This is a genomic window from Pseudomonas sp. S3_C06 (assembly GCF_054667675.1).
Genome location: NZ_CP162747.1, coordinates 4587338 through 4610074, shown reverse-complemented (window position 1 = coordinate 4610074; position 22737 = coordinate 4587338). Strand labels below are relative to the sequence as shown.

Genomic DNA, 22737 nt, shown 5'->3' with positions numbered 1-22737 from the left:
AAACTTCAAACGTTCATGGAGATCGCACAATGAAGCGTCGCAGTTTGATCAAGGCTTTCACACTCACGGCATCCATTGCCGCAATGGGCATGACCTGGACCGTCCAGGCCGCCGAGACCATCAAGGTCGGGATTCTGCATTCGTTGTCCGGCACCATGGCGATCTCCGAAACGTCGCTCAAAGACATGGCGCTGATGACCATCGACGAGATCAACGCCAAGGGCGGCGTCAACGGCAAGATGCTTGAGCCGGTGGTGGTTGACCCGGCGTCGAACTGGCCGCTGTTCGCCGAAAAGGGCCGGCAGTTGCTGACCCAGGACAAGGTCGCCGTGGTGTTCGGCTGCTGGACCTCGGTGTCGCGTAAATCGGTGCTGCCGGTGTTCGAAGAGCTCAACGGTTTGCTGTTCTACCCGGTGCAATACGAAGGCGAAGAGATGTCGCCGAACGTCTTCTACACCGGCGCTGCACCGAACCAGCAAGCGATCCCGGCGGTTGAATACCTGATGAGTGAAGAAGGTGGCAGTGCCAAGCGCTACTTCCTGCTCGGCACCGACTACGTCTACCCGCGCACCACCAACAAGATCCTGCGCTCGTTCCTGCACTCCAAAGGCGTGGCCGACAAGGACATCGAAGAGGTCTACACGCCGTTCGGTCACAGCGACTATCAAACCATCGTCGCCAACATCAAAAAATTCTCCGCTGGTGGCAAGACTGCGGTGATCTCGACGGTCAACGGCGACTCCAACGTGCCGTTCTATAAAGAGCTGGCCAACCAGGGTCTGAAGGCGACCGACGTACCGGTTGTGGCGTTCTCGGTCGGCGAAGAAGAACTGCGCGGCATCGACACCAAACCGCTGGTGGGCAACCTCGCGGCGTGGAACTACTTCGAGTCGGTAGAGAACCCGCAGAACAAGAAATTCGTCGCGGACTGGAAAGCCTACGCGAAGAAACACAACCTGCCGGGCGCCGACAAAGCCGTGACCAATGACCCGATGGAAGCCACTTACGTCGGCATCCACATGTGGGCGCAGGCGGTTGAGAAAGCCAAATCGACAGACGTCGACAAAGTCCGCGAGGCCCTCGCCGGCCAGACCTTTGCCGCGCCGTCGGGCTACACGCTGACCATGGACAAGACCAACCACCACCTGCACAAACCGGTGATGATCGGCGAGATTCAGGCTGATGGTCAGTTCAACGTGGTTTGGCAGACCGAAGGGCCGATTCGCGCGCAACCGTGGAGCCCGTTCATTCAGGGCAACGACAAGAAGCCCGATTATGCGGTGAAGAGCAACTGAGGCGGATTCAGTTTTTGAGGTGGGCTTTAGATTTCCCCCTCACCCCAGCCCTCTCCCTCAGGGAGAGGGGAAAGGGAGCCGATCTTCATGTTTTTCAAAGCCTGAGTTCGGCTCGAATTCGCAGGTCGCAGCACATCGTCCAGACACCTCGGCCAGCCCCCTCTCCCTCCGGGAGTGGGGGAAGGGAGCAGATCTCTATGGCTTTCAGATCCTGAGTTCGACGCAGGAATGTCAGGTCGGTGTTGGATGACCTGACAACCCGGTCAGTCCCCTCTCCCTCTGGGAGAGGGTTAGGGTGAGGGGCGGATTCACAGCCGAACACCGCTCCATCGGCCACCGCAAGAAAGGAAACACCACTAATGCCCACTGCCATACACCGCTTTCTCATAGCCATCGCACTATTGCTGCCGATGCTGGCCCACGCCGGCGACGCCGAAGACTTCGTCGCGGCCAATCCTGTGCAGCAAGCCAAACTGCTGGAAACCTGGGCCGCGCAGCCCGATCCGGCCCGTATCGAATTGATCAACGCTCTGCAACAAGGCGAACTGACCATCGACGGCCAACCCAAAACCCTGCGCCTGAACAATCGCCTGCGGGGTCTGATCGACACCGCTCTGGCCAGCCACCAATTGCTCGCCGCCGACGCCAAAATCCGTCTGAGCGCCGCGCAGCAATTGCAGAAAAGCGCGAAACCCGCGCAGCTGAAATTCCTCGACCAGCAACTGGCTGGCGAAAAAGATGAAAACGTCCATGCCGCCCTGAGCCTGGCGCTGGCCAATCTGCAACTGGTCGATACCGATCCGGCCGTGCGCCTCGCTGCAGTACGCCTGCTCGGCGAAACCGGTGATCCGCTGGCACGCACGCGCCTCGAAGGTTTGCTCGAACCCGGCGTTGAAGCCGACGCCAACGTACGCACCGCAGCCGAAACCAGCCTTGCTCAAGTCAAACGCAAACTGCTGATCGGCGAGATCCTCGGTCAAGCCTTCAGCGGCATGTCCCTCGGTTCGATTCTGCTGTTGGCGGCACTCGGTCTGGCGATCACGTTCGGCCTGCTCGGCGTGATCAACATGGCCCACGGCGAGATGCTGATGCTCGGTGCCTACTCGACGTACGTGGTGCAGTTGATGTTCCAGCGCTACGCACCACAGGCGATTGAGTTCTACCCGTTGATCGCGCTGCCGGTGGCGTTCTTCGTCACAGCGGCGATCGGCATGGCGCTGGAGCGCACGGTGATTCGCCACCTCTACGGCCGCCCCCTGGAAACCTTGCTCGCCACCTGGGGCATCAGCCTGATGCTGATTCAACTGGTGCGCTTGCTGTTCGGCGCGCAGAACGTTGAAGTCGCCAACCCGGCATGGCTGTCCGGCGGCATTCAAGTGCTGCCGAATCTGGTGCTGCCATACAACCGCATCGTCATCATCGCCTTCGCTTTGTTCGTCGTCGTGCTGACGTGGCTGCTGCTGAACAAAACCCGCCTCGGCCTCAACGTTCGCGCCGTCACCCAGAACCGCAACATGGCCGCCTGCTGCGGTGTGCCGACCGGGCGCGTGGACATGCTCGCGTTCGGCCTCGGCTCGGGCATCGCCGGCCTCGGCGGTGTGGCGCTGAGCCAGATCGGCAACGTCGGCCCGGATCTCGGCCAGAGCTACATCATCGACTCGTTCCTGGTGGTGGTACTCGGCGGCGTCGGTCAATTGGCTGGTAGCGTGCTCGCCGCGTTCGGCCTGGGCATCGCCAACAAAATTCTCGAACCGCAGATCGGTGCGGTGCTCGGCAAGATCCTGATCCTCGCGCTGATCATTCTGTTTATCCAGAAACGTCCGCAAGGCCTCTTCGCACTGAAAGGACGGGTGATCGACTGATGAACCAGCCTCTGTTAGTCACGGCCACACAAAAGGCCGGCCCGAAAGTCACGATCGCCGTCGGTGCGGTGATCCTCGCCCTGCTGATCGCCCTGCCGCTGCTGTCGTTGTTGCCGGCGGAAAATGCCCTGTCGGTCTCGGCGTACACGCTGACGCTGATTGGTAAAATCCTCTGCTACGCCATCGTCGCCCTGGCGCTGGATCTGGTCTGGGGTTATGCCGGTTTGCTGTCGCTGGGTCACGGTCTGTTCTTCGCCCTCGGCGGTTATGCGATGGGCATGTACCTGATGCGTCAAGCTGCCGGTGATGGCTTGCCGGCGTTCATGACTTTCCTGTCGTGGAGCGAATTGCCGTGGTACTGGACCGGCACCAGCAGCTTCGTCTGGGCGATGTGTCTGGTGGTATTGGCGCCGGGCTTGCTGGCGCTGGTGTTCGGTTTCTTCGCCTTCCGCTCGCGGATCAAAGGCGTGTATTTCTCGATCATGACCCAGGCCCTGACCTTCGCCGGCATGCTCTTGTTTTTCCGCAACGAGACCGGGTTTGGCGGCAACAACGGCTTCACCAATTTCCGCACGATTCTCGGTTTCGGCATCACTGAACCGGGCACTCGCGCGGTGTTGTTTCTGGCCACGGTGTTGTTGCTGGTGGCGAGTCTGTTCATCGGCTGGCGCCTGGCGCAGAGCAAGTTCGGTCGCGTGCTGACAGCATTGCGCGATGCGGAAAACCGCTTGATGTTCTGCGGCTACGACCCGCGCGGTTTCAAGTTGTTCGTGTGGGTGTTGAGCGCGGTGTTGTGTGGTCTGGCCGGTGCGTTGTACGTGCCGCAAGTCGGGATCATCAACCCCAGCGAAATGTCGCCGACCAACTCGATTGAAGCGGCGGTGTGGGTAGCCCTCGGCGGTCGGGGCACCTTGATCGGGCCGTTGCTCGGCGCCGGTGTGGTCAACGGCATGAAGAGCTGGTTCACCGTGGCGTTCCCCGAGTATTGGCTGTTCTTCCTCGGCGCGCTGTTCATCGTCGTGACGCTGTACCTGCCCAAAGGCGTGATCGGCCTGCTGAAGAAACGAGGTGAACAATGAGAGTCACGGCGAGCGCTGAATTCATGTTGGAACCGGCCTTCTTCCCCGTCGAACCGAACAAGGACGCCGGCACCAGCCGCGATTCGATCGGCCTCGGCCAGCGCGTCGGTCCGGGCCTCGACACCCGTCACGGCACGATCCTCACACTGGAAGACATCAGCGTCAGCTTCGATGGCTTTCGCGCACTGAACAATCTCAATCTGTACATCGGCGTCGGCGAATTGCGCTGCATCATCGGCCCCAACGGTGCGGGCAAAACCACGCTGATGGACGTGATCACCGGCAAGACCCGCCCGAGTCACGGCAAGGCGTGGTTCGGCGAAACGCTGGATCTGACGCAAATGAGCGAAGTGCAGATCGCCCAGGCTGGCATCGGCCGCAAGTTTCAGAAGCCGACAGTGTTCGAGGCGCTGAGCGTGTTTGAAAACCTGGAGCTGGCACAGAAAACCGACAAGTCGGTGTGGGCCAGTTTGCGTGCGCGTTTGAGTGGTGAGCAGAAGGACCGGATCAGCGAAGTGCTGGAGACGATTCGCCTGACCACCTCGGTCAATCGTCAAGCCGGGTTGCTCTCTCATGGACAGAAGCAGTTTCTCGAGATCGGCATGCTGTTGATGCAGGACCCGCAATTGTTGCTGCTCGATGAGCCAGTGGCGGGGATGACTGATGCGGAAACCGAGTTCACCGCTGAACTGTTCAAGAGCCTGGCGGGCAAGCATTCGTTGATGGTGGTGGAGCATGACATGGGGTTTGTCGGCTCGATTGCCGACCATGTGACCGTGCTGCACCAGGGCAGCGTTTTGGCGGAAGGCTCGCTTGAACAAGTGCAGGAAAACGAGCGCGTGATCGAGGTCTACCTCGGCCGCTAAGGACTCAGATCGTTCCCACGCTCCGCGTGGGAATGCCGCCATGGACGCTCTGCGTCCGCCGTTATGTGACGCGGAGCGTCACGGGATGCGTTCCCACGCAGAGCGTGGGAACGATCACCGGGGAGAATTTGAACATGCTGCAAGTCGACAAGCTGCACCAGTACTACGGCGGTAGCCACATCCTGCGTGGCCTCTCGTTCGACGTGAAAGTCGGCGAAGTCACCTGCCTGCTTGGCCGCAACGGCGTCGGTAAAACCACTCTGCTCAAGTGCCTGATGGGTCTGCTGCCGGCCAAAGAAGGCATGGTGAATTGGGAAGGCAAACCGATCACCACCTTCAAGCCACACCAGCGCGTTCACGCCGGGATCGCCTACGTGCCACAGGGCCGGGAGATCTTCGGACGCCTGACCGTGGAAGAAAATCTGCTGATGGGACTGTCACGCTTTCCCGGCAGTGAAGCCAAAGAAGTCCCAGGTTTCATTTATGAATTGTTCCCGGTGCTGCTACAAATGAAGCAGCGTCGCGGCGGTGACCTCTCCGGCGGTCAGCAGCAACAGCTTGCGATTGGCCGCGCCTTGGCCAGTCGTCCACGTTTGCTGATCCTCGACGAACCCACCGAGGGCATCCAACCCTCGGTGATCAAGGAGATCGGCGCAGTGATCAAGAAACTCGCGGAGCGCGGTGATATGGCGATTTTGCTGGTCGAGCAGTTCTACGATTTCGCCGCAGAACTGGCCGATCAATACCTGGTGATGTCCCGGGGCGAGATCGTTCAGCAGGGTCGCGGTGAAAATATGGAGGCGGAGGGTGTACGCGGGCTGGTAACGATCTAGTACAACGAACTAATCTGTAGCTTCCTAACGATAATTACACACCATGAATTCGACTGTTGCACCTGCCCTGTTTACCCCGAGCTGGCACGCCGAGCTGGAACTCGCCTACGCCCGTTTCGGCGACTGCACGCGCCCGGTCCTGCGCCGGCACCTCGGCCCGCTGCGGGTGCAAAAGCACCTGTACGCCGAAGGCCCCGAGGTCTGCCAGCACATCATCGTCCACCCGCCCGGCGGGATTGCCGGCGGTGATCGACTGGACATCAGCGCCCGCGTCGAGCAAGACGCCTGGGCGCAGATCACCAGCCCCGGCGCGGCCAAGTGGTATCGCGCCGGTGGGCCGGCTTATCAGCAGCTCGACTTGAAAGTGGCGGCCGGGGCGACGCTGGAATGGCTGCCGCAGGAGACCATCGTCTACAGCGCCGCACAGGCGGAGCTCAGCACTTCGATTGATCTTCAAGGTGACGCGCGACTGTTCTACTGGGACGTGGTTGCGCTGGGTCGTCCGGCCAGTGGCGAGCGTTTCGACCGTGGGCATTTTCAGGCGCACCTGGATATTCGCCGCGATGGCCGATTGCTCTGGCATGAGCGCCAGCGCATTGTCGGTGGCGACGGTTTGCTTGATTCGCCGATCGGACTGGATGGCAATCCGGTGTTTGCGACGTTGTTGGTGACCGGTGAGATTGATGCCGAGTTGCTTGAGCGTTGTCGCTCGCTGGGCCATGAAGTGCGTGGGGATTTGACCCAGTTGCCTGGGCTGCTGGTGGCTCGTTGTCTGGCCAGCGAAGCGTTGCTCGCCCGTGCGTGGCTCATCGATTTATGGCGCTTGCTGCGCCCGGTGCTGCTGGGCCGCGAAGCGGTATCGCCGCGAATATGGAGTACCTGAAAAAGCCCCTCACCCCCCGCCCTCTCCCGGAGGGAGAGGGAGCCTGACCGAGTCGTTTGAAATGAATTTAACTGCCTGAACGAATACCGCTGACTGAACCGGCCATTGAAAACAACCGAGATCAGTCCCCTCTCTTTCGGGAGAGGGCGCCCGACCGAGTCGTTTGAAATGAATTTAACTGCCTGAACGAATACCGCTGACTGAACCGGCCATTGAAAACAACCGAGATCAGTCACCTCTCCCTCGGGAGAGGGCTAGGGTGAGGGGCTGCTCCAACTGGCACCCCTCGCCCGCAAGAACCTCACAAAACTGCCCTGACGGAACCCCACAATGGACCTGACCCCACGCGAAAAAGACAAGCTGCTGATCTTCACCGCCGGCCTCGTCGCTGAACGGCGACTGGCGCGCGGCGTGAAACTCAATTACCCGGAAGCCATGGCCTACATTTCTGCCGCGCTGCTCGAAGGTGCGCGTGACGGTCAGACCGTCGCTGAGCTGATGCACTTCGGCACCACCCTGCTCAGCCGCGAGCAAGTGATGGAAGGCATCGCGGAAATGATCCCGGAAATCCAGGTCGAAGCGACGTTCCCCGACGGCACCAAACTGGTCACCGTTCACCAACCGATCGTCTGAGGCCGCGCCGTGACTTACTCCATTCGCGATGCTGTTCACGCCGACCTGCCGGCGATCCGTGACATCTACAACGACGCCGTACTCAACACCACGGCGATCTGGAATGAACAGGCCGTCGACCTCGGCAATCGTCAAGCGTGGTTCAGCGCGCGTCAGGCCCAGGCTTATCCGATTCTGGTGATCGTCGACGCCGACAACAGCGTGCTCGGCTACGCTTCGTTCGGTGACTGGCGGCCGTTCGACGGCTTCCGTCACACCGTCGAGCACTCGGTCTACGTGCGCAGCGATCAGCGCGGCAACGGCCTCGGCCCGCAACTGATGACCGCGCTGATCGAGCGGGCCAGGACCTGCGGCAAACACGTGATGGTCGCCGCCATTGAAAGCGGCAACGCCGCCTCGATTCGCCTGCACGAACGCGCCGGTTTCAGCATCACCGGGCAGATGCCGCAGGTCGGCACCAAGTTCGGCCGCTGGCTCGACCTGACCTTCATGCAACTGACCCTCAACCCTGGCGCGGAGCCGCCTGACACCAACAAGGAGTGACACCGATGAATGCCGCCCAGCTGCGCCGCGTCAACGCGGAAAGTTTTGCCCACTACCGTCAGGGTCTGATCGATCTGCTGCTCGATGCCGTGGGTTACGGCGCCAGCGTCGGCTTCATGGCCGATCTCGATGCCGCGCAGGCGCACGCTTACTTCGATGACGTTCAGGACAATGTGAACAAAGGCAGCGTGCTGCTCTGGGTGGTGGTCCAGGACGAGCAAGTGCTGGCCAGTGTGCAACTGGGGTTGTGCCAGAAAGCCAACGGCCTCAATCGCGCCGAAGTGCAGAAACTGCTGGTGCGTGAAGACGCCCGTCGGCGCGGGCTCGGACAGCAATTGATGAGCGCGCTGGAGCGGGAAGCGCGCCATCACAAGCGCGGCATGCTCTACCTCGACACCGAGGCGGGTTCGCCGGCTGAAGATTTCTACAAGTCGTTGGGCTACAGCCGCGCCGGCGAAATTCCTGATTACGCCTGCGACCCGAACGGCACCTATCGCGCGACCGCCCTCTATTACAAGATTCTGCAAGGAGCCCAGTGATGATTCCTGGCGAGTACCAGATCCAGCCCGGCGATATCGAACTCAACGTCGGCCGCCGCACCCTCAGCCTGAAAGTCGCCAACAGCGGCGACCGGCCGATTCAGGTCGGCTCGCACTATCACTTTTTTGAAACCAACGACGCGCTGACCTTCGATCGCGCGGCCAGCCGGGGCATGCGTCTGAATATTCCGGCGGGCACGGCGGTGCGTTTTGAGCCGGGGCAGAGTCGTGAGGTGGAGCTGGTCGATTACGCCGGGCATCGGCGGGTGTTCGGGTTTGCCGGACGAATCATGGGCGACCTGTAACTAACGCGGTGTCCGCACTGGCCCATTCGCGAGCAGGCTCGCTCCCACATGAGAACGCGATCAAATGTGGGAGCGAGCCTGCTCGCGAAAGCGAGTAATGCGAGCGATCTCAAAACCAATTGAATCCCAAGGCGAACGAATGAAAATCTCCCGTCAAGCCTACGCCGACATGTTCGGCCCCACCGTCGGCGACAAGGTGCGCCTGGCCGACACCGAGCTGTGGATCGAGGTCGAAAAAGACTTCACCACCTACGGCGAAGAAGTGAAGTTCGGTGGCGGCAAAGTCATCCGCGATGGTCAGGGCCAAAGTCAGTTACTGGCTGCCGAAGTGGTCGACACCCTGATCACCAACGCGCTGATCATTGACCACTGGGGCATCGTCAAAGCCGACGTCGGCCTCAAGGACGGGCGCATCGCCGCGATCGGCAAGGCCGGCAACCCGGATGTGCAGCCGAACGTGACCATCGCCATCGGTGCCGGCACCGAAGTGATCGCCGGTGAAGGCATGATCCTCACCGCTGGCGGCATCGACACGCACATCCATTTCATTTGCCCGCAGCAAATCGAAGAAGCGCTGATGAGCGGCGTCACCACCATGATCGGCGGCGGCACCGGTCCGGCCACCGGGACCAACGCCACCACCTGCACCTCCGGACCGTGGCATCTGGCGCGCATGCTTCAGGCTGCCGACGCCTTCCCGATGAACATCGGCCTCACCGGCAAGGGCAACGCCAGCCTGCCGGAGCCGTTGATCGAACAGGTCAAGGCCGGCGCGATCGGCCTGAAACTGCACGAAGACTGGGGCACTACGCCGGCGAGCATCGACAACTGCCTGAGCGTCGCCGATCAGTTCGACGTGCAAGTGGCGATCCACACCGACACCCTCAATGAATCCGGTTTCGTCGAAACCACCCTCGGCGCGTTCAAGGGCCGCACTATCCACACCTATCACACCGAAGGTGCCGGTGGCGGCCATGCGCCGGACATCATCAAGGCCTGCGGTTTCCCCAACGTGCTGCCGAGTTCGACCAACCCGACCCGGCCGTTTACCCGTAACACCATCGATGAACACCTCGACATGCTGATGGTCTGCCACCACCTCGACCCGAGCATTGCCGAAGACGTCGCGTTTGCCGAAAGCCGCATCCGCCGCGAAACGATTGCCGCCGAAGACATCCTCCATGACCTCGGCGCGTTCTCGATGATCAGCTCCGACAGCCAGGCCATGGGCCGCGTCGGCGAAGTCATCACGCGCACCTGGCAAACCGCCGACAAGATGAAAAAACAGCGTGGCCCGCTGCCTCAGGATGGCGAAGGCAATGACAACTTCCGCGCCAAACGCTACATCGCCAAGTACACGATCAACCCGGCGATCACCCATGGCATCAGCCATGAAGTCGGTTCGATCGAGGTCGGCAAGTGGGCGGATCTGGTGCTTTGGCGCCCGGCATTTTTCGGCGTGAAACCGACGCTGATTCTCAAGGGCGGCGCGATTGCCGCCAGCCTGATGGGCGATGCCAACGCCTCGATTCCGACGCCACAACCAGTGCACTACCGCCCGATGTTCGCCAGTTACGGTGGCTCTCTGCATGCCACCAGCCTGACCTTTATCAGTCAGGCGGCACAGGAAGCCGGGCTGCCTGAGGCATTGGGGTTGAAGAAGAAAATCGGCGTGGTCAAAGGCTGTCGTGATGTGCAGAAAACCGATCTGATTCACAACGACTACTTGCCGGACATCGATGTCGATCCGCAGACGTATCAGGTCAAGGCTGATGGCGTGCTGTTGTGGTGTGAGCCAGCGGAAACACTACCGATGGCGCAGCGCTATTTCCTGTTCTGACAAGCGTCGCCGTCTGAATACGGACGTTGAAATCCGTATTCAGCGGCGTTGCCTGATCAATCAGGGAAATGCCCACGACATCTGTTGCTCGTTGTAGTTGTAATCCAGGCGTAGCTCAGTGCCTGCCGGTATGTCGTGCGAGGCGAACACGGCGTTGAGGATAAAGTCCTTGGTCACCAATTGCTTGCCGACCCACTGCTGCGCCTCGATATTGAATGGCACCGCTACAACGTTATAGCCATCCGGCGCCTGGCGAACGGGCTTGCCTGTAGCGTCGTACTCAAAGTTGGAGTTGATTCTGGAAATGATGTTGTCGCCCAGTATGGCCAACGGGTCGGGCAGAAATTGTCCCGGCCCATACTGCAAACGCATTCCGGCCAGCATGCTGAACGTCTGTTCATGGGGCCCTACGAAGCGTGCCGGGGTAATGACTCCGCCATAGACACCAATCGCCTCACCCTTGGCGATGCGTCTGTTCGCCACCACCATGGACTGCCCGATCAAGGCTTTTTCACCGGGCACTTTTACATCGGCCGCGGTGAACAATCGCCATTGCAGCTTCTGCTCATAAAGCATCGCGACGTCTTCATGACCTTCAAACTTGATATAGGGCTTGATCTGTTCGGAGGTAAACAAATCGCCTTCTACAAGACGCACTTTGGTCTCCAGTTTACGGATGCGGATCGGCCTGCCGGCAATGTCCCGCAGCGGGTACTTGCCGTTATTTGCGCGGTTGTAAGTGCCCAGTTGATTACCGAGAAACGAATAGCGTGTTTCACTGCGCATCATCATCAGCTCTTGAGTCGTGTACGGTTTGATCGGCATGGATTCGGAGGCCAGATAAAACTGCTCCGACGCACCGGCGTCATTGCGCGGCAACTCTTCCAGGGCCAACTCGAACTCATCGTCACTTTTGTGCGGAGAGCGACGACTCTTGCGCGGCATGACAGCCTGCGGCGTGGAAACGGAGAAGTCCTGCAATTCAAACCAGTGATTGCTCGCGAGATCAAATGCAAGCGCCGGCCCTGACGGCTGCAGTTCGCTCGCCAGACGGGCCCTGTGCAGACCGGTTTGCGGATCGACGGCAAGCAACACCGTGCCGCCACCCTGAATATCGGCGTACTGCCGGCCCTTGAAAGTGCGAAAACCCTCGGCATCGGCGCCGGGTAACGCGCTCGACGCGGGGATCAGGTATTGCTGCAGCCCAGGGGCATCGGAAGTACTGACCCCGGCGGAAACGGACGTCGACTCGTGCACATGCACTCTCGACGTCGCCGCAGCCACCGAGGACTCAGGCGTGCCATCAGCCGTTTCAGGCGTAGTACCGGGCGTTTTGCGAAGAAAGGGGTCTGGGGCGACATGCGGTGTCCCGGTTCCTGAAGAGTCCGCATCAGCGGATGTACGCGGACTCGCGGGAACATCGACCCGGCCCGTTGCCGGCGTTGGCGGTTTGGGTTTGACTGGCATTTTTACGTTTCCTTGTAAGCGTTACGCAGCGCCCGCCGGCATGGCTGGCGCTGCGGTGACCGGCGTCCATTGCCGATCCTTACTCGAAACTATCAGAGAGATTCGCCGGTTAAAACCGGAGAAACACCTGCAAACAATAACCTTGCGCAAGCGGCTACGCTTCGCGAACAAGGTCGATCCGGCCATGCAAACCCAGCGCAAAACTACTCGACCACCAAACGCCCAAGGCGCTGGCGCAACATGCGGTTTTCAGCGCGCAATTCACGCACCTCTTCCAACAGATCCAGCGCCAGGGCGACGCCTTCCCACTCCAGCTCCAGATCACGACGCAACTTCACCGCCCGTTTGGCCAAGGCCAATTCGTAATCGGTGAAGCGCCATTCCCGGGGCTGCGCGCCCTGAGGTTCGAGGATGCCGTGTTCGACGATTTCGATCACGTAGACGTCCGACAAATCGGCCGCCTCACAGAATTCTGCCAGGTCCAGTTGAACGATCAGGGGGCTGCTCATGATGGGCTACTCCGTCGTCGAATTCAGAAGTTCTCTCGCGGATTGAAGGCGGCTTTCTTCGCCAGTTCCTGCCACAGCGCCTTGACCTCGTCGTCGGCCGCTTTCGGCATCACCGCTTTGAGTTGCACAAACAGATAACCGCGCTCACCGGCCTTGTTTTTCAGGCCATGACCTTTGGCGCGCATGCGCTGGCCGTTCTGGCTGCCAGCGGGCACCTTGAGGTTGATTTTGCCGGTCAGGGTCGGCACCGCCACTTCGGCACCCAGCGCCAGCTCCCACGGAGCCAGTGGCAGGGTGATGATCAGGTTTTCGCCTTCGACATCGAATTTCGGGTGCGGCGCAAAACGAATGGTCAGGTACAGATCGCCATTCGCCCCGCCACCGACGCCCGGTGCGCCCTGGCCTTTGAGGCGGATGCGCTCGCCGTCGGTCACGCCCGCCGGGATCTTCACGTTAAGGCTCTTGCTGGTATTGCTGACGTGCTGGCCGTTGGCGTTGTATTGCGGCACCTGGAAGGTGACTTTCTTCGACTCGTTCGCCAGCGTCTCCTCGAGGAAGATCGGCAGTTCCATTTCCACGTCTTGCCCTCGGCGCCCTGCACTGCGTTGTTGCCGACCTTCGCCGCCACCGAAACCGGGGCCGCGATTGCCGAAGATCGAACTGAAGAAGTCCGAGAAGTCGCCGGTGTCGCCACCGCCACCGCCAAAGCCGCCTCGGCTCTGCCAGCCCGGTGGCCCCTGGAACGGCTGACCGTGCTGGCCATAGCGGCGCAGCTCGTCGTATTCGGCGCGTTTGTCGGCGCTTTTCAGCGCTTCATAGGCTTCCGAGGCGTCTTTGAATTTCGCCTCGGCGTCCTTTTCCTTGCTGACATCGGGGTGGTATTTGCGCGCCAGCTTGCGATAGGCAGCCTTGATTGCCTTGTCGTCTGCTGTCGGCTCCACGCCGAGTATCTTGTAATAGTCTTTGAAGTCCATTGAAGGAATCACCATCCGTTATCGATTTCGCGCCGATGCCAGCATGCGCCGATTCGCGCGTGCCGGGTTGACCGATCTCAAGGTTGTGACCGGGTGGCGCAGCAGAAGTTTATCGGCAGTGGACGGCGGTTCTTGCGACCGCCGGTGGTTCTGCCGGCCCATGCCAGCAAGTTTGGGGCGAAGCTGCGAGTTTCAAGCAGTTTAGTCGCGAAATAGCAGATGACCGGCCTTCGAATCTGACGCGCACTGACATACACTGCGCGGCCGTTTTTTTGACCGGAACCGAAAGACATGAAAGACGCCTCTCCAGCCCGTGCCTGCGGCATCGACTTCGGCACGTCCAACTCCACCGTCGGCTGGCTGCGCCCCGGCATGGAAACGATGATCGCGCTGGAAGACGACAAGATCACCCTGCCGTCGGTGGTCTTCTTCAACATCGAGGAGCGCCGCCCGGTGTACGGTCGTCTGGCGTTGCACGAGTATCTGGAAGGCTACGAAGGCCGCCTGATGCGCTCGCTGAAAAGCCTGCTCGGTTCCAAGCTGATCAAGCACGACACCAGCGTGCTCGGCACGGCAATGCCGTTCAAGGACTTGCTCGGCCTGTTCATCGGTCAACTGAAAAGCCGCGCCGAGACCGCCGCCGGTCGGGAATTCGAGCAGGTTGTGCTCGGTCGTCCAGTGTTCTTCGTCGACGACGATCCGCTGGCTGACCAGGAAGCCGAAGACACCTTGGTCGACGTAGCCAAGAAGATCGGTTTCAAGGAAGTCTCTTTCCAGTACGAACCGATTGCGGCAGCCTTCGACTACGAGTCGACCATCGAGAAAGAAGAACTGGTGCTGATCGTCGACATCGGCGGTGGTACCTCCGACTTCTCGCTGGTGCGCCTGTCGCCCGAACGTCGGGGTCTGGATAACCGTCACGACGACATCCTCGCCACCGGCGGCGTGCACATCGGCGGAACCGACTTCGACAAACAGCTGAGCCTGCAAGGCCTGATGCCGCTGTTCGGCTACGGCAGCCGCATGAAGAGCGGCGCCTATATGCCGACCAGCCACCACATGAACCTGGCGACCTGGCACACGATCAACTCGGTGTACTCGCAGAAATCCAGCCTGGCGCTGGGCAGCATGCGCTACGACATCGAAGACACCGGTGGCATCGATCGCCTGTTCAAGCTGATCGAACAGCGCGCCGGGCACTGGCTGGCGATGGAAGTCGAAGAAACCAAGATCCAGCTGACCCATACCGACAGCCGCCATGTGCCGCTGGACCGCATCGAAGCCGGTTTGAGCGTGGAACTGACCCGTGCGCTGTTTGAATCGGCGATTGATGCGTTGCTGGAGCGGGTGCGCGGCAGCGTCACACAACTGTTGAACGATGCCGGTGTGGCGGTTGAACAGGTGGATACCGTGTTCTTCACCGGCGGTTCGAGCGGGATTCCGGCGCTGCGCAACAGCGTCTCGGCGATGCTGCCGAAGGCGCGGCATGTTGAAGGGAATATCTTTGGCAGCATTGGTAGCGGATTGGCGATTGAAGCCATGAAACGCTATGGCGCCATGAACTGACCTGAAATCGGCGTCGCGCCTTTCGCGAGCAGGCTCGCTCCCACACTGGATTGCATTTCAACTGAAGGAATGCGCTCAAAATGTGGGAGCGAGCCTGCTCGCGAAGAGGCCAGCTCAAACACTACAAATTCTGAATCAAACCATCCCGCCCAGCTTCAACTCACTCTTCAGGTACGCGTAATAAATCGGCCCCGCCACCACTCCCGGCAGACCGAACGCGGCCTCGAACACCAGCATCGCCAGCAGCAACTCCCACGACTTGGCACTGATCTGCCCGCCGACAATCCGCGCGTTGAGGAAGTACTCGAGCTTGTGGATAAAGATCAGATAACCCAGCGCGGCAATCGCCACCCAGATCGACAGCGACAGGCCGACGATGGTGATCAGCGTGTTCGACATCAGATTGCCGATCACCGGCAACAGGCCGAGCAGGAAGGTCAGCACGATCAGGGTTTTGGTCAGCGGCAGCTTGATGCCGAACATCGGCAGGATTACCGCGAGGAAGATCCCGGTGAAGAAGGTGTTGAGCAGGGAAATCTTGATCTGCGCGAAGACGATGTTGCGAAACGCCTGCACCAGCAGGTGCAAACGGTCGAACAGCGCGGCGGCCAGCGGTTTGCGTTTGGTCACGTCGGGGATGCGCTGCAAGGCGATGATCGCGCCGAGCACCATGCCGATCAGCAGCGTCACGAACATGTGCGCCGCATCCTTGCCGACCAGTTGCAGGTCAGACAGGTGCTTGCTCATCCACTCGCCGATCGCCACGCGAAACTCCGCAGCACTGGCCGGCAGGTAGGCGTCGATGAACGGTGGCAATTGCCCACGCGCGCGATCAACCACGCCCATGAATTTGTCGAGTGACGCGCCGGGATTTTCTGCTTCGTGCAGGAGAAAACTGATCGCGCCGGCGAAGATCAGCGCCAGCACACTCACCACCAGGGTGCCGAGCAAAGCCACCGCCAGCCAGCGCGCGCGTCGGCCTTCGATCAGCCGTTGCAGTTGCGGAGTGAGCATGTTGACCAGCTCATAGACCAACAAACCGGCCAACAGACTGGGCAACAAGCGCAGCGGCAGCACCAGCAGCAAACCGCCGAAAATGATGATGCAACTGACCCAGAACACTACATGACGCTCAGAAAACGTTGGCATACAGCCTCAAAACGAACGGCGTAAAAGGATTGGCAGTCTGCCAGCGTTCCGGGGTAAGCACTAGAAATATGCGGAGCTACAGCCCCCCTCACCCTAGCCCTCTCCCAAAGGGAGAGGGAACCGATTGGGGGATGCTCTGGATATCCAGTGACCTGAGACAGCGCCATGGAATCCATGATCGACCGTTTTTTCAGGTCGACGAATGTCTTGAAACGCCGCGGTCAGTCCCCTCTCCCTCAGGGAGAGGGAACCGATTGGGGGATGCTCTGGATATCCAGTGACCTGAGACAGCGCCATGGAATCCATAATCGCCCGGTTTTTTCAGGTCGACGAATGTCTTGAAACACCGCGGTCAGTTCCCTCTCCCTCTGGGAGAGGGTTAGGGTGAGGGCAAATCTCAAGCGGACGCGTCGACCAGGTACCCCACCGAATCCAGTTATTTTTTCTTCAGGCAATCACTCATGAAGGTCTTGCGCGCATCGCCGGTCAGGGCTTTGGTGGCGGCATCGGCGTTGCAGGTCTTCATTTTCTGCTGCTGCGGGGTCAGGGCCTTGGCATCGTTGGCCGCTGGCGCTGCCTTGAGGCAGGTGCTCATGAAGGTTTTGCGCTCATCGCCTTTCAGACTCTTGGCGGTCGCATCGGCATTGCAAGTGGTCATTTTGTTCTGTTGCGCCGTGGCGGCGAAACCCTGGGAACACAGGAGCAAACCAATCATCAACAACGGCACACGCAACATCTTCATGGAGTTTTCTCCTTGTCGCCGCACCGATGGGGGCGGCCTCTGCTGGAGTGTAGCCAAATCTTGTTACACCTTCCTGCCTTCGAGATGGCTACGGCGATACTGCTCCGGCGTACACCCCGCCTGCCGCGCGAACATGGCGATGAATGCGGAGCCGCTGCTGTAACCGAGATCGAAGGCGATTTCCTGCACGCTGCACGATGTTTCCAGCGCCTCGATCGCGGCGAGATAGCGCAAGCGCTGACGCCACTCGCCAAAACTCATCCCCAGCTCCCGAACGAATTGCCGGGCCAGCGTACGTTCGCTGACGTGCACCTGCAGCGCCCAATGCGCCAACGGCTGATTGTTGCCCGGTTCGGCCTGCAAGGTTTCGAGGATCGCCAGCAACCCCGGACTGCTCGCGTACGGCAGATAACATTCGTGCACTGGCGCCTGTTGCAGTTGATCGACCAACACTTGCGCCAGACGCTGGTCGGCATCGAGTTCGGGAATCTTCACGTCACGGGCGGCGAAGTCTTTGAGAATCGCCTTGAGAATATCGCTGATCGCCAGAGTACAGGCGCGTGTCGGCAGTTCGGCGCAGACCTTCGGGTCGAGGCACACCGCGCGATAGTTGACCGGTTGATGGCTGTAGAAACTGTGTTCGACCTGCGGCGGCACCCACACCGCGTATTGCGGCGGCGACATGAAGCGGCTGCCGTCGACGTCCATGTGCAGCACGCCGTGCGCCGCGTATTCCAGCGTGCCCCACGGATGGCGGTGCGGCGCGGCGTATTCATGGGCGTTGAAGTCGGCGTAGCGGAAGTACACCGCCGAAGGCAGTTCGCTGAAATCCAGCAGATCGATATGTTTGCTGTTCATGCTGTCCGGTTTCAGAGGCAGGTTGTCCGGTTCGCAGTATAGGCTTGCATCCAGACAAGGGATAATCGCCCTTCATCAACGTAATGGTTTCAACTCATGCAATACGCGTTTCCGCTGCTGGCGATTTTTATCTGGGCCGGCAATACCGTGATCAACAAACTCGCGGTCGGGGCAATTTTCCCCGCCGAGATCGGTTTCTACCGCTGGCTGCTCGCCGGTTTGCTATTCACCCCGTTCATGCTCAAAGCGGTGATCGCGCACTGGCCGCAGATCCGCCCGAACCTGGGCAAGATTTTCATCCTCGGCGTACTCGGCATGGCGGTGTATCAAAGCCTCGCCTATTTCGCTGCGACTCTGACCACGGCGACCAACATGGGCATCATCCTGTCGCTGATGCCGTTGATGTCGCTGGCCATGGCGATCATCAGCCTCGGGCAGCGCCTGACTGCCGGCGCGCTGGTCGGTGCCGTGTTGTCGTTTGCCGGTGTGCTGGTGGTGGTGTCGTCCGGCAGCCTCGGCGCGTTGCTGCAGCACGGCGTGAACATGGGCGATGCGATGATGTTGATCGCGACCCTGGCCTATGCGATCTACAGCACCCTGCTGAAAAAATGGCAGCTGCGCCTGCCGCCGCTGGTGTTGCTGTATTTGCAAGTGCTGGTGGCAATTGTCGTGCTGTTTCCACTGTATGCCGCTTCGCCGAAGACCGGTTTGACCCTGCAGAACATTCCGCTGGTGTTGTATGCGTGTCTGTTGGCGTCGATGCTCGCGCCGCTGGCGTGGATGCAGGCTGTGCAGCGTCTGGGGCCGAGCCGCACGACGTTGTTCTTCAACTTGCTACCGTTGATTACCGCGCTGATTGCGGCGGTGGTGTTGAAGGAACAACTGGCGATGTATCACCTGGTGGGTGGATTGCTGACCTTGGGCGGGGTGATTCTTTCCGAGCGCTGGACCACCGTGTTGGGCCGCAAATTAAGCGTTGCCTGATAGGCCCTCTTCGCGAGCAGGCTCGCTCCCACAGGTGTCCGCATTCCTTCTGTTGGAATGCATTCGAATGTGGGAGCGAGCCTGCTCGCGAAGAACGATGACGCGGTCTCAGGGCTAAACCCCGGCAGCCTCAAGCCGCGCCGCATGCTCGACAAACAGCCGCACCGGATCCGCACCCTTGCCGACCAGCCCCAGCGACTGATTGACGATATCGAAGTGGTCCAGCGGATAGTCATCGCCAATCACCGTCCCAAGATGCGAGCTATACCGCCCGACCATCCCATCGCACTGCCCCGGCTCACGCACGAAGGTTTTCGCAAACAAGCGGCAACTTCGATTGGTCCCGTCAAACAAATTCCCGCCGCGATCAGTCTTGCCGGGCTGCAACGTTCCCGACCATGAGTAATAACGTACGCCATTAACCTCCTCCGGCCCGTGCCCGCCCCACGACTCAGGCAAGCCCTGTGGATAACGCTGATTGAACAGCGCCACGCCCTCAGTGGTCAGCGATTGGTGCGAGGCGTGGATATCCACCGGCAATTTCGGCCCGCGATAACCGGTCTCCAAAACAGCCATCAACCACCCGACCAACCGTAGCAACGCCTCAAGCAGCCGCCCCTTGGCGCTGTCGGCCGGATAATTTTTTTCCAGATAATCGGCCAGCTCGGAGCCATGATTGGGCCCGGCCACCGACGTGACGGACGCCACCAGATCCGGCCGTTTCGCCGCCGCATAGCGCGCCGTCAGTGAGCCCTGACTGTGGCCGAACAGGTTGACCTTTTGCGCCCCGGTCTCGCGCAATATCTCATCGATGCGCGCGAGCAACTGTTCGCCGCGCACCTCAGTCGAGTTGAGCGGCGATACCTGCACGGCAATCACCGTCGCACCACCACGGCGCAGTGCCTTGATGATGCCGTACCAGTATGGATAGAGAACCAGCCGGATAAACCCGAGCATGCCCGGCACCAGCACCAGTGGATAACGCGTCGACATGGGCAAACATCCTTGTGGTCGGTGAGTGGATGCAAGACGTGCAAAACGCCCGCCAAGCATCCTCCGTGATGATGACAACTCAACGACCAGCCTACTTCAGGCCTGCCACCCCCGCCACAATCAGCCCGACCGAAACCAGTTTGACCAGCGTCAGGCTCTCGCCGAGCAGGGCAAAACCGAGGAACACCGTGCCCAGTGAGCCAATCGCCGTCCAGATCGGGTAGGCAATGCTCACCGGCAACTCGCGCATTGCCAGGGTCAGGAAATAAATCCCGCCGACCGCCGCGACCACGGTGATCAGCGAGGGCCAGAGCCGAGTAAACCCTTCGGCGTACTTCATGCCCATGGCGAAGGTCACTTCAAACCCGGCGGCGATCAGCAAGAACAGCCAGGCCACCTAGAACACCCGGGCGAGGTCGAGCAAGCGCTGCTCGGCCTCGGCCACCGACACCGCGAAGGTGCGTTCGGCAGACTCTTCGCCCTCGGCCGCGACCACCGTGACGTCGTTGATGCCGATGAAACCCAGCGCCGTGCGCAGCCATGGATCGGCGTGGTTCAAGGCTTCCAGCTCGCCACCCGGGCCGAAACCAAAGCCGCCGCGACTGGTGACGATCAGCGCCTTCTTGCCCTGCAACAGCGGCGTGTATTGGGCGACACCATTGTCCAGCGTGTGATCAAAGGTCAGGCCCAGGCGCACGATCTGATCGACCCAGGCCTTGAGGCCACTGGGCACGCTGAAGTTATACATCGGCGTGGAAATCAGCAGCAGGTCGTGATCGAACAACTCGCCGACCAGTTGATCGCTCAGGGCCAGATCCGCCTGCATCGACAATGGACGCGCTTCAGGCTGTGGATAAAACGCGGCGGCAACAAAGGCTTCGTTGACCGCCGGAATCAGTGCCCGCCCGACCTCGCGGCGAGTCACCTGCGCCTGCGGATGACGCACCTGCCAGGCACTGAGAAAATGTTCCGCCAGGCGCCGCGAGTGGGAACGGTCACCACGGGGGCTGGCATGGATCGCAAGAATTTTGCTCATCTGAAACTCCTTGAGGCTAGACTTTGATGGCTGTGTCGCTGCAGATTGCAGGCAGCACACCGTTGCCTCAAATGAGCAAAAATCAGTCGGGATGAATTCATTTCATCCATGGAGCTTTTCATGTTCGCCTCGCTGCCACTCACCGCCCTGCGCGCTTTTGAATCGGCATCACGGCTGCTCAGTTTCAAGGCTGCTGCCGAAGAACTGTCGGTCACGCCCACGGCGATTTCGCACCAGATTCGTTCGCTGGAAGACTGGCTTGGCGTCGCGTTGTTCGAGCGTCTGCCGCGCCAGGTTCGTCTGACCGAGGGCGGCGAGCGCTTGTTTCGCAGCTTGCATGGCGCGCTGCTGGAAGTGGCGCAAAGCGTCGACACCCTACGCCCACAGCGCAACGCCAGCTCGCTGACGCTATCGACCACCGCCGCCTTCGCAGCACTGTGGCTGGTGCCGCGCCTCGGGCGTTTTTATGCCCAGCATCCAAACATCAACGTGCGCCTCGATACTCACTGTGAAGTCATCGATCTGCATCAGGACGCCAGCGTCGATCTGGTGTTGCGCTACAGCCTCGACGACTACCCGAACCTTTATGGCCTGTGCCTGTTCGATGAATCATTCGGTGTTTACGGCTCGCCCGAGCAAGTGGCGCTGGCCGCGCGGCGCACACCGACGTTGATCAGCGTGCGCTGGCACAACTCCAAGCTTTACGCCCATGGCTGGGAAGCGTGGTGCGCGAAGGCCGGCGAAAACTGGTTGAACCCGCAGCCGGCCATCCGCGAATACGATGAAGAGCATTACGCCCTGCAAGCGGCGATCGCCGGGCAAGGGCTGGTGCTGGCGAGCAATATTCTGGTGTCGGAGAGTGTTGCCAGTGGCTTGCTGGTGCCGTTCATGGGTCAGGTTCAAGTCGATGGCGCCGGGTACAGCGCGTTGTGTGTGCCGGGGCGCGAACGGCATCCACCGGTGCGGGCGTTTTTTGCCTGGTTGCGGGAGGAGGCAGTTTTGTCCGGGCTGGCACCGAGATTGCAGCCTTCGGCAGCGCCTGCAGGGGTTGCGTAAACCGATAAAACTTTTTGCAACGCTCATGACTCACAGCTTAGGAAGCGACCGCGTCCGCAGAACGTGGCGCCCATCGGATTAGCCTCCAGGAGATCGAAATGAGCGACGACCTGCATCTGTCAGATGTCCAAACACTGCGCGACCGTGCGCGCCAACACGTCGAAAACGGCGCCGTCACCGAGGGCTACAGCGCCGACCGTGAAGAGGTGCTGCGCTTGCTCAATGAATCGCTGGCCACTGAACTGGTCTGCGTGTTGCGCTACAAGCGCCACTACTTCATGGCCACCGGTGTGAATGCCAGCGTGGCCGCCGAAGAGTTTCTCGAACACGCCACTCAGGAAGCCCAGCACGCCGATCGCCTGGCCGAGCGCATTGTGCAATTGGGTGGCGAGCCGGAGTTCAACCCCGACATGCTGTCGAAAATGTCCCACGCGCAATACGTGGCCGGGGAAACCCTGAAAGAAATGGTTTACGAGGACCTGGTGGCCGAGCGCATCGCCATCGACAGCTACCGCGAAATCATCCAGTACATCGGCGAGAAAGACCCGACAACCCGACGGATCTTCGAAGATATTCTGGCGCAGGAAGAAGAGCATGCCGATGACATGGCTGACATCCTGAAAGACCTGTAACCCTTCAAAACCGCCTTCGCGAGCAGGCTCGCTCCCACATTGGAATGCATTTCAAATGTGGGAGCGAGCCTGCTCGCGAAGGGCCCTTACGGG

The 22737-nt window shown here is 60.4% G+C and carries 24 protein-coding genes; 15 read left to right on the top strand and 9 right to left on the bottom strand.

Features of this window, described 5'->3' with window-relative positions; genetic code table 11:
* Positions 1–29 precede the first annotated feature (29 nt).
* The 11 genes from urtA to ureC all read left to right on the top strand — a co-directional run bounded on the left by urtA (position 30) and on the right by ureC (position 10678).
* Positions 30–1295 carry an urea ABC transporter substrate-binding protein gene (gene urtA / locus AB4N44_RS20425; RefSeq protein ID WP_007914554.1) on the top strand — a complete coding sequence of 422 codons (1266 nt, stop codon included), beginning with the start codon at positions 30–32 and terminating at the stop codon, positions 1293–1295.
* A gap of 359 nt (positions 1296–1654) precedes the next feature.
* The gene (urtB, locus tag AB4N44_RS20420; protein WP_322845743.1) at positions 1655–3157 is read left to right on the top strand and encodes an urea ABC transporter permease subunit UrtB; all 1503 of its coding nucleotides are present in this window, start codon (positions 1655–1657) and stop codon (positions 3155–3157) included.
* Positions 3157–4236, top strand: coding sequence for an urea ABC transporter permease subunit UrtC (urtC, locus tag AB4N44_RS20415; RefSeq protein ID WP_460107799.1), 1080 nt, complete (start codon positions 3157–3159; stop codon positions 4234–4236). Before urtB ends, urtC begins: the two co-directional genes overlap by 1 nt.
* Entirely contained in the window at positions 4233–5102 is an 870-nt protein-coding gene (gene urtD / locus AB4N44_RS20410; protein ID WP_007918913.1) for an urea ABC transporter ATP-binding protein UrtD, read from the top strand. Before urtC ends, urtD begins: the two co-directional genes overlap by 4 nt.
* 134 nt (positions 5103–5236) lie before the next feature.
* Positions 5237–5935, top strand: coding sequence for an urea ABC transporter ATP-binding subunit UrtE (urtE, locus tag AB4N44_RS20405; protein ID WP_460107802.1), 699 nt, complete (start codon positions 5237–5239; stop codon positions 5933–5935).
* Between the two features lie 43 nt (positions 5936–5978).
* A complete protein-coding gene (locus AB4N44_RS20400; RefSeq protein ID WP_127925654.1) occupies positions 5979–6818 on the top strand; it encodes an urease accessory protein UreD in 840 nt (279 codons plus the stop codon).
* A 330-nt stretch (positions 6819–7148) separates the two neighbouring features.
* Positions 7149–7451 carry an urease subunit gamma gene (ureA, locus tag AB4N44_RS20395; RefSeq protein ID WP_016984788.1) on the top strand — a complete coding sequence of 101 codons (303 nt, stop codon included), beginning with the start codon at positions 7149–7151 and terminating at the stop codon, positions 7449–7451.
* A gap of 9 nt (positions 7452–7460) precedes the next feature.
* Positions 7461–7994 (top strand): GNAT family N-acetyltransferase, encoded by a 534-nt coding sequence (locus AB4N44_RS20390; RefSeq protein WP_150775863.1) that lies wholly within the window; start codon positions 7461–7463, stop codon positions 7992–7994.
* A 5-nt stretch (positions 7995–7999) separates the two neighbouring features.
* Positions 8000–8533 carry a GNAT family N-acetyltransferase gene (locus tag AB4N44_RS20385; RefSeq protein ID WP_460107807.1) on the top strand — a complete coding sequence of 178 codons (534 nt, stop codon included), beginning with the start codon at positions 8000–8002 and terminating at the stop codon, positions 8531–8533.
* On the top strand, positions 8533–8838 hold the full coding sequence (locus AB4N44_RS20380; protein ID WP_127925651.1) for an urease subunit beta: 306 nt from the start codon (positions 8533–8535) through the stop codon (positions 8836–8838). Before AB4N44_RS20385 ends, AB4N44_RS20380 begins: the two co-directional genes overlap by 1 nt.
* 139 nt (positions 8839–8977) lie before the next feature.
* Positions 8978–10678 carry an urease subunit alpha gene (gene ureC, locus AB4N44_RS20375; RefSeq protein WP_127925650.1) on the top strand — a complete coding sequence of 567 codons (1701 nt, stop codon included), beginning with the start codon at positions 8978–8980 and terminating at the stop codon, positions 10676–10678.
* Positions 10679–10738: 60 nt separating this feature from the next.
* Here ureC and AB4N44_RS20370 read toward each other — a convergent pair whose 3' ends face one another.
* The 3 genes from AB4N44_RS20370 to AB4N44_RS20360 all read right to left on the bottom strand — a co-directional run bounded on the left by AB4N44_RS20370 (position 10739) and on the right by AB4N44_RS20360 (position 13628).
* Positions 10739–12145: a hypothetical protein gene (locus AB4N44_RS20370; RefSeq protein ID WP_316917542.1), complete on the bottom strand. Its 1407-nt coding sequence runs from the start codon at positions 12143–12145 to the stop codon at positions 10739–10741.
* Between the two features lie 203 nt (positions 12146–12348).
* On the bottom strand, positions 12349–12654 hold the full coding sequence (locus AB4N44_RS20365; RefSeq protein WP_102899419.1) for a chaperone modulator CbpM: 306 nt from the start codon (positions 12652–12654) through the stop codon (positions 12349–12351).
* 23 nt (positions 12655–12677) lie between these two features.
* Entirely contained in the window at positions 12678–13628 is a 951-nt protein-coding gene (locus tag AB4N44_RS20360; protein ID WP_116031808.1) for a DnaJ C-terminal domain-containing protein, read from the bottom strand.
* Between the two features lie 291 nt (positions 13629–13919).
* Between AB4N44_RS20360 and AB4N44_RS20355 the strand changes: the two genes are divergently transcribed.
* Positions 13920–15194: an Hsp70 family protein gene (locus tag AB4N44_RS20355; protein ID WP_150750059.1), complete on the top strand. Its 1275-nt coding sequence runs from the start codon at positions 13920–13922 to the stop codon at positions 15192–15194.
* A 135-nt stretch (positions 15195–15329) separates the two neighbouring features.
* Here AB4N44_RS20355 and AB4N44_RS20350 read toward each other — a convergent pair whose 3' ends face one another.
* The 3 genes from AB4N44_RS20350 to AB4N44_RS20340 form a co-directional block, all read right to left on the bottom strand.
* On the bottom strand, positions 15330–16343 hold the full coding sequence (locus AB4N44_RS20350) for an AI-2E family transporter (protein WP_064388695.1): 1014 nt from the start codon (positions 16341–16343) through the stop codon (positions 15330–15332).
* 436 nt (positions 16344–16779) lie between these two features.
* Positions 16780–17085 carry a PsiF family protein gene (locus AB4N44_RS20345; protein ID WP_077570711.1) on the bottom strand — a complete coding sequence of 102 codons (306 nt, stop codon included), beginning with the start codon at positions 17083–17085 and terminating at the stop codon, positions 16780–16782.
* 63 nt (positions 17086–17148) lie between these two features.
* Positions 17149–17943, bottom strand: coding sequence for an AraC family transcriptional regulator (locus AB4N44_RS20340; protein ID WP_460107814.1), 795 nt, complete (start codon positions 17941–17943; stop codon positions 17149–17151).
* A gap of 96 nt (positions 17944–18039) precedes the next feature.
* Between AB4N44_RS20340 and AB4N44_RS20335 the strand changes: the two genes are divergently transcribed.
* On the top strand, positions 18040–18927 hold the full coding sequence (locus AB4N44_RS20335; protein WP_034151603.1) for a DMT family transporter: 888 nt from the start codon (positions 18040–18042) through the stop codon (positions 18925–18927).
* Between the two features lie 114 nt (positions 18928–19041).
* Here AB4N44_RS20335 and AB4N44_RS20330 read toward each other — a convergent pair whose 3' ends face one another.
* The 3 genes from AB4N44_RS20330 to AB4N44_RS20320 all read right to left on the bottom strand — a co-directional run bounded on the left by AB4N44_RS20330 (position 19042) and on the right by AB4N44_RS20320 (position 20956).
* Positions 19042–19920 carry an esterase/lipase family protein gene (locus AB4N44_RS20330; RefSeq protein WP_150750062.1) on the bottom strand — a complete coding sequence of 293 codons (879 nt, stop codon included), beginning with the start codon at positions 19918–19920 and terminating at the stop codon, positions 19042–19044.
* 91 nt (positions 19921–20011) lie between these two features.
* The gene (locus AB4N44_RS20325; RefSeq protein ID WP_150775868.1) at positions 20012–20317 is read right to left on the bottom strand and encodes a DMT family transporter; all 306 of its coding nucleotides are present in this window, start codon (positions 20315–20317) and stop codon (positions 20012–20014) included.
* Positions 20318–20956 carry an FMN-dependent NADH-azoreductase gene (locus AB4N44_RS20320; protein WP_102899426.1) on the bottom strand — a complete coding sequence of 213 codons (639 nt, stop codon included), beginning with the start codon at positions 20954–20956 and terminating at the stop codon, positions 20318–20320.
* Positions 20957–21064: 108 nt separating this feature from the next.
* Here AB4N44_RS20320 and AB4N44_RS20315 point away from each other — a divergent pair, with 108 nt between their 5' ends.
* Complete coding sequence (locus AB4N44_RS20315; RefSeq protein WP_455807616.1) at positions 21065–22012, top strand: LysR substrate-binding domain-containing protein; 948 nt, start codon at positions 21065–21067, stop codon at positions 22010–22012.
* A gap of 98 nt (positions 22013–22110) precedes the next feature.
* The gene (locus tag AB4N44_RS20310) at positions 22111–22644 is read left to right on the top strand and encodes a ferritin-like domain-containing protein (protein ID WP_127925641.1); all 534 of its coding nucleotides are present in this window, start codon (positions 22111–22113) and stop codon (positions 22642–22644) included.
* Positions 22645–22737 lie beyond the last annotated feature (93 nt).